Source organism: Thermohalobaculum xanthum, from assembly GCF_016623495.1.
In the GTDB taxonomy this organism is placed as follows: Bacteria; Pseudomonadota; Alphaproteobacteria; order Rhodobacterales; family Rhodobacteraceae; genus Thermohalobaculum; species Thermohalobaculum xanthum.
In genome coordinates, this window is record NZ_JAEHHL010000008.1 from 284,431 (window position 1) to 296,701 (window position 12,271).

Here is a 12,271-nt window from a genome sequence, read left to right on the forward strand (position 1 = left end):
CGTCACGCCTCGGTGGGCGCCGCCGCCGTATCGGGGGGTCGATCTTCGCCGCCGCGCCGCAGCCGGTAGAGCGTCGCGTAGAGCGTCGGCACCAGGACCATGGTGAGCAGCGTGCCGAAGCTGAGTCCCGCCATGATGGTGACAGCGAGCCCCACCCAGAACACGTCCTGCAGGAGCGGGATGACGCCCAGAACGGTCGTCGCCGCCGCCAGCACCACGGGCCGCAGGCGCGAGACCGCCGCCTCGATCGTCGCCTCGTAGCGCTCGAGCCCCCGGGCAAGGCCGGCCTCGATCTCGTCGAGCAGCACGAGCCCGTTCTTGATCATCATTCCCGCCAGGCTCATCGCGGCCAGCAGGGCGACGAAGCCGAAGGGCACGCCGGTGAAGAGCAGGCCGAAGACCACGCCCACCATCACGAAGGGAATGGTCAGGATGATCACCAGCGGCGGGCGCATCGCGTTGAACAGCGCGACCATGATGAAGAGCGTGATCGCCAGCGCCGGTATGACGCCGGGGATCAGCGACATCTGCGACTTGGTGCTATTCTCGCGCTCGCCACCCCATTCCATGCGGTAGCCGGGCGGGAGCTCGATGGCCTCGATCTCGCGCACCACGTCCGCGTAGAGCGTCGGGAAGGTGTCGCCGAGGCGCGCATTGGCCTGCACCGTGATGGTGCGGCGCCGGTCGTAACGGGCGACCACGGCCTCCTGCGGGGCGACGTCGATCGAGTCAACCACCTGGCTGAGCGGCACCGCGCGGGTGCCCGCCGCGCCGCGCACGCCAATCGTGTCGAGGGTTCCGGGCTGGGCGCGCTCGTCCTCGGCGTTGCGCATGACGATCGGGACAAGTTCGTCGCCATCACGGAACAGGCCGATTGGCAGGCCGTCATAGAAGCGCCGGGTGGTGCGGGCGATGTCCTCGCGCGTGATCGAGGCCCAGCTTGCGCGCGCCGCGTTGTAGTCGGGCCGCACTTCCAGGACGGTCTGGCGCCAGTCGGTCTGGCTGAGCCCGATATAGGGACTGGCGTGCAGGATCGCGAGGACGTCGTCCGCGAGGCCGCGCAAGGTGGCCGCGTCGGCGTCGCCCGGGCCGCTGATGCGCAGCTCGAACTTCCACGTATCGCCCGGGCCCACGCCGAACTTGCGCAGAGGCATCAACGCGTCGGCAAAGTTCTCGGTCAGCCAGGGCTCGATATCGGCGATCAGATCATTGATGTCGGATTGTTCGTGCACGTTGACGATCAGCTGGCCGTAGGCCGAATTTTGCGCCTCGGGCTCGACCGGCAGGTAGAAGCGCGGGGGGCCGCCGCCGACGAACGCGGCGACATCGGCGACGCGCGGATCCTGGGCCAGCTTTTCCTCGATCCGCTCAAGATCGGCCGAGACGCGCTCGATCCGCGTGCCCTCGGCTGCCCAGTAGTCGATCATGAACTTGGGCATGGCCGCGTCGGGGAAGAACAGCTTGGTCACACCACCGAACGAGCCGAGCGCCGCGATCAGCATCGCCACGGCCGCGCCGATCGTGATGAAGCGGAACCGGATCGCGGTGTGCAGAAATTGCCGGAAGCGGACGTAGAAGCGCCCGCCATAGGGATCGGCCCCGGCCTCGCCCTGCGGCTTGAGCATTGCCATGCATTGCAGCGGCGTCAGCGTCATCGAGATGAGCCACGACACCATCAGCGAGATCGCCACCACTGAGAACAGCGTCGCGCAGTATTCGCCCGCGCTCTCCTCGGAGGCAAAGATCGGGTAGAAGGCCATGACCGCGATCACCGTCGCGCCAAGCAGCGGCATCGACGGCTGCGAGGCGGCCTCGATCGCCGCGGACCTCGGGTCCATGCCCTTCGATGCCCGGACCGAGTAGCCGTCGGCCACCACGATTGCATTGTCGACCATCATGCCGAGCGCAATCACCAGCGCGCCCAGCGACATGCGTTGCAGGTCGATCCCGAAGATTGCCATCATCAGGAAAGTGGCGAGCACCGTCAGAACCAGCGCGGTGCCGATCACCACGCCCATCCGCCAGCCCATCGGGATCGTCAGGCAGGCGAGCACGATCGCCACGGCCTGGAAAAGGCTGATGAAAAAGCCGCGCACCGAATCGTCGATGGTCTGGGACTGCCAGTTGACCTTCTCGACCTCGATGCCGATCGGCAGGTCGCGGGCCAGCTCGCCGAGGCGCTGGTCGACGCGTTTGCCGACATCGACCACGTTCTCGCCCGGCCGGTTGGTGATGGCGATGCCGATCGCCGGTTTGCCGTTGTAGCGCATGATCTGGACCGGCGGATCGCGATAGCCCTCGCGGATGTCGCCGACATCGCCAAGCCGGATCAGGTCGTCCGACCGACCGGCGGCGTCGCGGCTGACCGACTGGATCAAATCCAGCGGGTCGGGCTGGAGCACCAGCCCGGAAATCTCGTCCGGTTCCTCGAACGTGCCGGTGGGCGCGACGCGGATGCGGCTGTTGCCGACATAGAGCTCACCGCCATCCACCACCGCGTTCTGCGTCGCGAGGGTGCGGGCGATGGTCGACTCGGAGATGCCGAGCTGGACCAGTTGGCTCTGGCGCACGTCGAGATAGATCACGCGGTCCTGTACGCCCCAGAGGTCGACCCGGGCAACGCCGTCGATAAGGCTCAGCTCGCGCTTGATCTCGTCGGCATAGGTCTTGAGCTGGCGGGGCGAGAAGCCGTCGCTGGTGAGCGCGATCAGCAGGCCAAAGACGTCGCCGAAATCGTCGATGACTTGCGGCGTGTTCACGCCGGACGGCATCTTGCGCACCGCGTCGTCGACGCGGGCGCGAACCTTCTCCCAGATCGCGGGCAGTTCCTCGCTCGTGTACGAGGCCTTGATGTTGACCTTGATCCGCGACCATCCGGCCCGCGAGTAGCTCTCGAGCGAGTCGAGCTCCTTGAGCTTCTGAAGCTCGATCTCGAGCGCGTCGGTGACCTCTTCCTCGACCTCCCAGGGGCTCGCGCCGGGATAGGTGGTCGAGACGATCGCCGTCTTCACCGTGAACTCGGGGTCCTCGAGCTGACCGAGGGCGAAATATGACGCGATCCCGCTGATCAGGATCAGCGCGGCCGCAAACCAGGTGACGGTGGCGCGATCGACCGCAACGCGGGCGAGGTTCATGACGCGGCCTCGTCCTTCGGCAGGCGGACCTTCTGCCCCTCGACTAGGCTGTTCGCGCCGGCGGTCACCACCCATTCGCCGACGGTGAGGCCCTCGCGGATCACCACGCCGCCGCGGACGATCCGACCGGTTGCGACCGGCCTGAGCGAAACGATGCCGGTGGCAGGGTCGACGACCCAGACGGCCATCTCGTCACTGCCGGGCACGCGCGGACGCAGGGCGGCCGGCGGCAGGACGATCTGGCGACCCACCCCATCGGTCCTCACCGTCTTGGCGCGCACCGTGCCGGCCATGCCGGGCAGGATGGCGGCGTCATCGCTTCCCTCGACGGTCACCGTGACCGGATAGGTGCGCGTGGTTTGCGACGCCTCGGCGCCGATCTCGGTGATCCGGCCTTCGAGCTCGACATCGGGGAAGGCGTCGAAGGTCACGGCCAGCGTGTCCACCAGCGGCGCGAGCGAGATCAGCGTCTCGGGGATGTCGATCACGATCTCGATGTTGTCGAGGTCGAGCAGGCGCAGGATGCGCTCCTGCGGCCGCACCTCCTCGAAGTTCTCGCGATAGACCGCGACGACGCGGCCGTCGAACGGCGCCTTGAGGACGGTGTCGCCTAGATCGATCTGCGCGCGCTTGAGCGCCGAGCGCACCGACTCGACGCGCGCGGCCGCGCTGTCGCGCTCGCCCGTCACCTCGTCGAGCCGCGCCTTCGAATAGGTGCCGCTGTCGACCAGGGGCTCGACGCGCTTGTACTGCTCCTCGAGAGCGTTCAGCTCGGCCATCGCAGCATTGAGATCGGATTCGAGCCGGGCGACCTCGGCGCGGTATGGCGAATCGTCGAGCCGGGCGATGACCTGGCCTTCGGATACGGACTGACCGACGCTGACGGCGCGGTCGAGGAGCCGGCCGCCGACCCGGAATGACAGCGCGGCATCGGTCGCCGCCTGGGCGAGGCCGGTGAAGCTGCGGCTTCCCAGGACGTCCTCGGCGCCGACCTGCATAGCAACGACCAGCCGGGGCTCGTCGACGACCTCGGGGGTCTCCTCGTCGCACGCCGCAAGCAACGCGGCTGCGCAGATCATCAGCGCGGGAAGAGACCTCGCCATATCACCCCCAAGGCTTGCCCCGCGCAGCAGCGCCGCCCGGGGAGGTCGACAGCAGATCCGGGAGCCACGAAGGACACCCGAACGCCAATACTAACCTGCCAGACCCGATCGACAACCGCGAGCGGGCCGACGACGCCGGGGCGGAATGACGCTGTGCGGCGCACAAGACCGCCCGCCGGGGAATGCCAACGCCGCCGAGGGGCGAAGAGGCAGAGGGGACGAGGTGAGATTCGCCCTTGCGTGAATCATTATTTCCAATATTTTTGAATTATGGAAAAAGAGACCCCCTCCCGCCTGTCCACCCTCGGCCACCCGCAGCGGCTGGCGATCTTCCGGCTGCTGATGCGCCGCTATCCCGACCGCGTCGCCGCGGGCGAACTGGCCGAGGCCCTCGAGCTCAAGGCCTCGACGCTCTCGGCCTATCTCGCGGCGCTGATGCAGGCCGGGCTGGTTACCCAGGAACGGGCGGGAACGTCCCTTCGGTACGCAATCGACATGACCGAGGTGCGGCGCACCTTCGACTACCTGCTTCTCGACTGCTGCCGCGGCCGGCCCGAGCTTTGTTCGCCCGTCTCCCTAAGCTCTCCGACAGGAGCCACCCCGATGACAGACCGGAATTACAATGTCCTGTTCATTTGCACCGGCAACTCGGCCCGTTCGATCTTCGCCGAGTCGATCCTCAACAAGCTGGCAGGCGACCGGTTCGTGGCCCACTCGGCCGGCACGAAACCGTCCTCGGAACTCAATCCCTTCGCCCTCGAGGTGCTGACACAGAAGGGCCATGACATCTCGACCCTTCGCTCGAAGAACGTCGCCGAGTTCCAGCGCCCGGACGCGCCGAAGTTCGATTTCGTCTTCACCGTCTGCAACCAGGCAGCCAACGAGGATTGCCCGGCCTGGACCGGGCAGCCCGTGAGCGCCCACTGGGGCATGCCCGACCCGGTCAAGGTGGAAGGCACTGCGGCCGAGAAGAACCTGGCATTCCACCAGGCCTATGGCGCGCTGCGCAACCGCATTGCGGCGTTCACCGCGCTGCCGATCGCGTCGCTCGACCGCATCTCGCTCCAGAAGGCGGTCGACGCGATCGGGCGGAGCGACGCCGCGGCGCCCGCATGACCGTCTACGCTCTGAACGGCCTCGGCCGGATCGGAAAGCTCGCGCTGAAACCGCTCCTCGCACGGGGGGCCGAAATCGCCTGGATCAACGACGCCGTGGGCGACCCGGCGATGCATGCGCATCTGCTGGAATTCGACACGGTGCACGGGCGCTGGGACGCGCGCTTCGCGCATGACGCCACCGGCGTGACCGTCGACGGAACGCGCCTGCCCTTCGTTGGCACCGGGGACCTGTCGGCCTTGCCCCTCGACGAGGTGGACGTCGTGATCGACTGCACCGGCGCCTTCAAGTTCGAGGCCAGGCTCGCGCCCTATTTCGAGGCGGGGGTGAAGAAGGTCGTGGTCTCGGCCCCGGTCAAGGACGGGGATGCGGTCAACATCGTCTATGGCGTGAACAACGGCATTTACGAGCCCGCACGCCACCGGATCGTGACGGCGGCCTCGTGCACGACGAACTGCCTCGCACCGGTGGTCAAGGTGATCCACGAAGCAATCGGCATTCGCCACGGCTCGATGACCACGATCCACGACGTGACCAACACGCAGACGATCGTCGACCGGCCTGCCAAGGACCTGCGCCGCGCGCGCTCGGCGCTCAATTCGCTCATTCCCACGACCACCGGCTCGGCCACGGCGATCACGCTGATCTATCCCGAGCTTGCGGGCCGCCTGAACGGCCACGCGGTGCGGGTGCCGCTGCTCAATGCCTCGATCACCGATTGCGTCTTCGAGGTCGAGCGGCCGACGACCGCCGAGGAGGTGAATGCCCTCTTTAAGGAGGCGGCCGAGGGCCCGCTTCAGGGCATTCTCGGCTACGAGGAACGGCCGCTGGTCTCGGCCGACTACACCAACGACACGCGCTCGAGCATCGTCGACGCCCCCTCGACCATGGTAGTCAATGGCACGCAGGTGAAGGTCTACGCCTGGTACGACAACGAGATGGGCTATGCGCACCGGCTCGTCGACATCGCGCTGATGGTGGGGGCGTCGCTTTGACGTCGGCCTCGATGCGGCAGAGCGGGCTTTCCGCCTATATCGCGGTGACCGCGGCCTACTGGACCTTCATGCTGACGGATGGCGCGCTCAGGATGCTGGTGCTGCTGCACTTTCACACCCTGGGCTTCACGCCGGTGCAACTGGCCTACCTGTTCGTGCTCTACGAGCTCGCGGGGATGGTCACGAACCTCTCGGCCGGCTGGATCGCGGCGCGCTTCGGGCTGACCGCGACGCTCTATGCCGGACTTGGGCTGCAGGTCGTGGCGCTGCTTGCGCTCTCGCAGCTCGATCCCGGATGGGCGGTCGGCGTGTCGGTCGCTTTCGTCATGACGGTTCAGGGGGCAAGCGGCGTGGCCAAGGACCTGGCCAAGATGTCCTCGAAGTCCGCGGTGAAGCTGCTGGCGCCGTCCGAGGGCGGCGCGCTGTTCCGCTGGGTCGCCGTGCTGACTGGGTCGAAGAACGCGGTGAAGGGCGCGGGCTTCCTGCTCGGCGCGGCGCTGCTTGCGACCGCGGGTTTCGTCTGGGCGGTGCTGGCAATGGCCGCGGTCCTTGCGGCGATCCTGGTGGCGGTGCTGATCGCGATGCCGCCCGGCCTGCCGCGGGGGCGGAAGGGGGCGAAGTTCGCGGAAGTGTTCTCGCGCTCGGCCAACGTCAACTGGCTGTCCGCAGCCCGGGTGTTCCTGTTCGGTGCGCGCGATGTGTGGTTCGTCGTCGGCATCCCGATCTATTTCTATGCCGTTCTCTCGGATGGCACCGAGGCCGGGAACCGGTCGGCCTTCTTCATGATCGGAACCTTCATGGCAGGGTGGATCATCCTCTATGGCGCGGTGCAGGCGGCGGCCCCCAAGGTGCTGCGCGCCGAGACCCGGCCCGAGGCCGAACTGATCCGCGCGGCGCGAAGCTGGGCGGTCCTGCTGTTCCTGGTGCCCGCGACACTGACGGCGGCCGCCCTTCTCGCGTCGAGCCCGCAGCCATGGCTGACCGCCGCACTGATCGCGGGACTTCTGGTCTTCGGCGCGATCTTCGCCATCAATTCCTCGCTCCATTCCTACCTGATCCTCGCCTTCTCGAAGAGCGAGCGGGTCACGATGGACGTGGGGTTCTACTACATGGCGAACGCGGCCGGCCGGCTGATGGGCACGGTTCTGTCGGGCCTGACCTATCAGGCCGGCGGGCTTGCGCTGATGCTGGGAACCGCGGCGGCAATGGTCGGCCTCTCGGCGCTGGCGGCGGGGCGGCTCCGGCCCGAGCCCCGGGCGGCCTGAGCGCTCGGCTCCGCCCGCGAGATACGCGCACCTTTCGGGTCGAAGCCCAAGCGGCTAGCATTTGCGCCGGATGGCCGGGTGCCGGTCAGTGAAAGCGGGGCGCATCATGGAGGATCGCGGCGCGGACGACGCGCTCGCCAGTGCCGAGCGGGCGGTCGAAGACGCGCCGGGCGATCCCGGCGCGCTGCTCGCCCTGGCCAAGCTGCTGCGCGAGCGCGGGGATTTCGACGCCTCGCTTGCGGCCTTCGACGAGGCTGCGCGCCGCGCCATGACCCTCGGCCCCCCCGGGGACGGCACGGTGCGGGCCGAGGCGATCTTCGGGCGCGGCCTGGTCCTCTCGGAGCAGGAGCGGTGGCCCGACGCGCTTGCGGCGTTCGAACAGACCGCGACGCTGGTTACACCGGGCGCATCGCTGGCGGCGGCGCTCTGCCAAGCATACTGCCTGGCCGGCAAGCTCGACGAGGCCCTGCCTTGGCGGCGCAGGACGCTGGCCCTGCGCGACGCCGCCGCAAGATGCGCACCATCCGACCGCGTCGCCAGTGCGCGGCCCGGAGCTTTCGACCCCGGCGCGCGCAAGCGCAACATCGTCGCCTACTGCCTGTTCGGGACGGACCGCTACTATCATGAATGCGCCGTCACCATCGCGCGGACCACGCCGGCGAGCTTTCCCGAGTTCACGGCGCGTTTCTATTGCGCCGCCGATGTTCCCCGCGCGGTGCTCGAGGCGCTGCGGGCGGCGCGGGCGCAGGTCGTCATCGCCGACGAGGGCGAAACGCATGCCGGCTCGGCGTTCTCGGGCACGCTGTGGCGCTTCCTGGCGTTCGACGACCCCGGGGTCGACGTCGTGCTGTGCCGTGATGTCGATTCTCCGATCCTCCCGCGCGAACGGGCGGCGATCGACCTGTGGCTGACGCGGGACGAGCCATTCTATTGCCTTCGCGACCACCCGGTGCATGCGGAGCTTCTGCTGGCCGGCATGTGGGGCGGGTTCACGCGGGTTCTGCCGCCGCTGACCGAGACGGCCCTGCGTCATTCCCACCGTGACGCGACGAAATTCGCGGACCAGCGCTTCCTGCGCTCGTGGGTGTGGCCACGGATCAAACATGCCCTGCTGCAGATCGACAGCTTCGCCAGCCTCGAGGGATCGATCGACTTCCCGCCCACCTTTCGGAAAGTCGGGCGCCAGCATGTGGGGATGAGCTGGACGCGAAAGCAGATCCTCGGCGCATGACCACCTTGCCCAGTGCAGCGCTGCCGGGGACAGGCCCGCGGCCGACAATCGGCACCGGGGCGCGGACATAAGATGCTAGTGTCGAACCACCGAGAGTGCCGATCATGCCTCTCGTCTCTTACGGAGGAACCAGTGGCTTCAGATCGCGACATCATTGCGCTTGTCGAGGGGGCGGCGAAGGCAGGCGACCACGCCGGCGCGCTCAAGCTCTGCGAGGACGAGCTTGCCGCAGCCGGAGACCGGACCGACCTTCGCGCGCTCGCCGCGCGCACCGCGCTGCGGGCGGGCAAGCCGAAGGTCGCGGCACAGCACGCATGGGCCGTCGTCGAGAAGGCGCCCGAGGCGGTCGAGGGCTGGTGGACGCTGGTCCGCGCCGTCGCGCGCGCCGAGGATGCCCATGCGGCGATCGAGGCATTGGAGGCGGCCCTCGAACATCACCCCGACGATGTCGGGTTCCGCTGCGAACTGGGCCGCCTTGTGGTGCAGGAGGACGAACCGGCCCGCGGGATCCGGATCCTGCAGAGCGCCTGCGATCGCGCGCCGGACCGTCCCGAGCCGCAGACCTATCTCGCTCTCGCGCTGTTTCTCGACGGACAGGCCCAGCCTGCGGTCGCCGCGGGCAGGAGCGCGATCGAGCTGGGGGAGTCGCGGCCCGGACCACTCGAGGCCCTTGGCAAGGAACTCCTCGACGCCGGCGCGCTTGAGGAGGCGCGGCTGGCGTTCGAACGGGTGGTGAAGCGCTCGCCACGCAAGCTCGACAGCTATTCCGGCCTCTCGCGCGCGGCGGCCCGGCTCGGCGACACCGAGGCCGCGAGGAACGCGGCGCGGGCGCTGTTCCGGCACTGCCCGATCTACGGGCGCAAGACCAGCGACTCGGTCCACAAGGTGCTGGTGCTGGAGTGCCTCTATGACGGCTACTTCCGCGAGCGGCGCTACGGGCCGGACATCTTCCGCTACATGAATTTCGTCAGCGGCCTCGAACCCGGCAGGCTGTCGCTTCACCACTATTATCTCAACCGCGACGAACCGCTCGCCGACCTGCGACGGCACCTGCCCTTCGACGCCGTGATCAACAACATCGCCAATGGCGAGCGTGTCGCCGCGCTGGGGCTTGCTCCGGTCATCCGCTCGATCACGGACGAGCTTGGCGTTCCGGTGATCAATCCGCCCGAGGCGGTTCTCGCGACGACCCGCCTTGAGAACTATCGGCGCCTTGGCGGTGCCAAGGGGTTCGTGGTGCCCAAGACCGTTTCCGTGATGGTCGACCCGGACTACCCCTCGTCAGTGCTCGACACGATCCTCGAGGCGATGTCGGCACCGTTCATCCTGCGCCCGGTCCACACCCATGCCGGCAAACACGCCGTGTTGATCGACTCTCCCGATGCGGCGAAAGAGGCGCTCGAAGGGTTCGCCGGACAGACGATCTACGCGATCGAGTATTTCGAGTGCCGCGACGCCGATGGCATTGCGCGACGCTACCGCTTCGTTTGCGTGGGCGGGCAGCTTATCCCGGTGAACATGCACGCGGCCCATCACTGGAACGTCCACGGCGACGAGCGCAGCGACGACGAGTGGCGCGCTCGCGGGCTCGAGGAGGAGGAGCGCGCCTTCCTCGACAACCCCGCCGCGATGCTCGGCCGCGCGCCATCCGAGCAGTTCCGCGAGCTGGTCGAGGGCATGCCGCTCGACATCTTCGGGTTCGATTTCTGCCCAAGCGAGGCACACGGGACGATCCTGTTCGAGGCCAACAGCTCGATGTCGTTCTCGACCCGTCGGCTGGTCACGCGCTACCCCTACCTTGCCGCCCACAAGACCCGGAGCCAGCGGGCGATCAACAAGCTGATCGAAAGCCGGATCGGCGCGGCACAGCGCGCGCGGGACGGCGCCGGCCCGACGGCCTGAGGAGAGCGGTCGACCCGCCCGCGGCGGCGCCGCGCGCTTCGACGGCGCGCACCCGAGCTTTGGGCTGCATGGTCCCGGAATCTGGCCGGCGCCGTTTCCGCGCAGGACTGAATCGTCCGATTCTGCTGGCACGTCGACGGCCGCCCACTGTCCCAAAACAGAGCAGAACTTGCGTTACTTGCTGCTCATCTATGAAACGGATGCAACTATTTCGTCATTGGCAAGCTATACCATTGATTGAAAAATTTCACTTGCACAACCGTAGATTGTTTGTTTCAGTTTGACGCAGGCGGCACGAACAAGCCGCCGCTTCGTATTGGCAGGCTGGTACGCTCATGCAGGCCCGTGGCTCAAGGCGGGAATAGATATGACCGAAGTTCCGTTCACGTTTGGCGGCATTACTTATTTCGATCTGACAACACGGGCTGGCGGCGACGAGGCGACGATTGACGGCGCGCTCTTCCGGACGCAAGCCTCGGAAGGCTCCTCGGGGACCGGCCTCATTCAGGCCTTCGTCCGCGTCCAGTCCGACGGGACCGAAGAGGGATACAACACCTCCGAGCGCCCCCTGGCCTATGACGAGAACAGTTCGCCCAGCTTCACCAAGTCGCTCCTGCTGAACCAGGTGCCGATCGTCGAGATCGACGGGATCGAATATTACGAGTTCCGGCTCGACATCAACCAGACCAACAACGACCCGCTGCTGTCGCTCGACGAGCTCAAGGTCTACACCAGCACCACCGGCGACGAGGAAGGCCTCATCACCGGAACCGATTTCACCGACGACACGACGCTCGTCTGGGATCTCGACGACCAGGATCTGGACGGCACCGACGACACCGACCACACGATCCTTCTCGACTATTCGCTGCAAGCGGGCAGCGGCAAGTCGGACATGTTCTTCTACGTGCCGGTCGACGACTTCGGCGGCGTCGACCCCGACAGCACCTATGTCGTGCTGTATTCGAAGTTCGGCGAGACCGGTTTCCTGTCGGACGGCCCGGACGGCATCGTGCCCGATGCCCTCGAGGGCGACTACGACACGAATGACGGCTTCGAGGAGTGGTCGGTCTCGAAGGAACTCGAGGGGCCTTACGTCTTCGGCTACAAGTGGGAAGACACCGACGGCGACGGCACCTGGGATGTCGGCGAGAGCGGCCTCGGCGGCTGGACCATCTCCTACCAGTACACGGTCGGCAACGGGGCCAACGCGGTCCTCGTGTCGGGCGTCACGGTGACGGCCGACGGTGTCGCCGACGACTTCGACGGCGACGGCGAGATCGATCCCGAAGGCTTCTACGTCATCCCGATCGAGGGCAACAACAACAACTACTCGATCACCCTGACCGAAGGCTTCGTCGAAGGCTGGACGAACACCTATGACGGCGACGCCACGCCGAACCGGACGACCGTGGTGACCGTCAACAAGAACGCTTTCGTGGACGGCAAGTTCGGAGCGGCCGAGGGCGCCACCGTGCCGCTCAATTTCGGCAACTTCGAGGACATGAGCATCTCGGGCACCAAG

8 protein-coding genes are annotated in these 12,271 nt (G+C 67.2%); 6 read left to right on the top strand and 2 right to left on the bottom strand.

The window, feature by feature from the left end; genetic code table 11:
- Positions 1-2 precede the first annotated feature (2 nt).
- Together H0I76_RS14625 and H0I76_RS14630 are read right to left on the bottom strand one after the other, a co-directional pair.
- Positions 3-3,134 (bottom strand): efflux RND transporter permease subunit, encoded by a 3,132-nt coding sequence (locus H0I76_RS14625; RefSeq protein WP_200611211.1) that lies wholly within the window; start codon positions 3,132-3,134, stop codon positions 3-5.
- Positions 3,131-4,237, bottom strand: a complete 1,107-nt coding sequence (locus H0I76_RS14630) for an efflux RND transporter periplasmic adaptor subunit (protein WP_200611212.1) — start codon at positions 4,235-4,237, stop codon at positions 3,131-3,133. Before H0I76_RS14630 ends, H0I76_RS14625 begins: the two co-directional genes overlap by 4 nt.
- A 270-nt stretch (positions 4,238-4,507) precedes the next feature.
- Between H0I76_RS14630 and H0I76_RS14635 the strand changes: the two genes are divergently transcribed.
- From H0I76_RS14635 to H0I76_RS14660, 6 genes are all read left to right on the top strand, one after another.
- Positions 4,508-5,353, top strand: a complete 846-nt coding sequence (locus H0I76_RS14635; RefSeq protein WP_200611213.1) for an arsenate reductase/protein-tyrosine-phosphatase family protein — start codon at positions 4,508-4,510, stop codon at positions 5,351-5,353.
- Entirely contained in the window at positions 5,350-6,348 is a 999-nt protein-coding gene (locus tag H0I76_RS14640; RefSeq protein ID WP_200611214.1) for an ArsJ-associated glyceraldehyde-3-phosphate dehydrogenase, read from the top strand. Before H0I76_RS14635 ends, H0I76_RS14640 begins: the two co-directional genes overlap by 4 nt.
- 11 nt (positions 6,349-6,359) lie before the next feature.
- On the top strand, positions 6,360-7,613 hold the full coding sequence (gene arsJ / locus H0I76_RS14645) for an organoarsenical effux MFS transporter ArsJ (protein WP_200611264.1): 1,254 nt from the start codon (positions 6,360-6,362) through the stop codon (positions 7,611-7,613).
- A 106-nt stretch (positions 7,614-7,719) separates the two neighbouring features.
- A complete protein-coding gene (locus H0I76_RS14650) occupies positions 7,720-8,844 on the top strand; it encodes a tetratricopeptide repeat protein (RefSeq protein ID WP_200611216.1) in 1,125 nt (374 codons plus the stop codon).
- A gap of 132 nt (positions 8,845-8,976) precedes the next feature.
- The gene (locus H0I76_RS19600) at positions 8,977-10,746 is read left to right on the top strand and encodes a tetratricopeptide repeat protein (RefSeq protein WP_200611219.1); all 1,770 of its coding nucleotides are present in this window, start codon (positions 8,977-8,979) and stop codon (positions 10,744-10,746) included.
- A gap of 367 nt (positions 10,747-11,113) precedes the next feature.
- The coding region (locus H0I76_RS14660; RefSeq protein WP_200611221.1) for a hypothetical protein at positions 11,114-12,271 on the top strand (1,158 nt) is incomplete at its 3' end.

Coding starts and splice junctions, on each gene's coding strand:
- arsJ (WP_200611264.1), top strand. CDS start 6,360: ATGCGGCAGAGCGGGCTTTCCGCCTATATCGCGGTGACCGCGGCCTAC.
- H0I76_RS14640 (WP_200611214.1), top strand. CDS start 5,350: ATGACCGTCTACGCTCTGAACGGCCTCGGCCGGATCGGAAAGCTCGCG.
- H0I76_RS14625 (WP_200611211.1), bottom strand. CDS start 3,134: ATGAACCTCGCCCGCGTTGCGGTCGATCGCGCCACCGTCACCTGGTTT.
- H0I76_RS14630 (WP_200611212.1), bottom strand. CDS start 4,237: ATGGCGAGGTCTCTTCCCGCGCTGATGATCTGCGCAGCCGCGTTGCTT.
- H0I76_RS14650 (WP_200611216.1), top strand. CDS start 7,720: ATGGAGGATCGCGGCGCGGACGACGCGCTCGCCAGTGCCGAGCGGGCG.
- H0I76_RS14635 (WP_200611213.1), top strand. CDS start 4,508: ATGGAAAAAGAGACCCCCTCCCGCCTGTCCACCCTCGGCCACCCGCAG.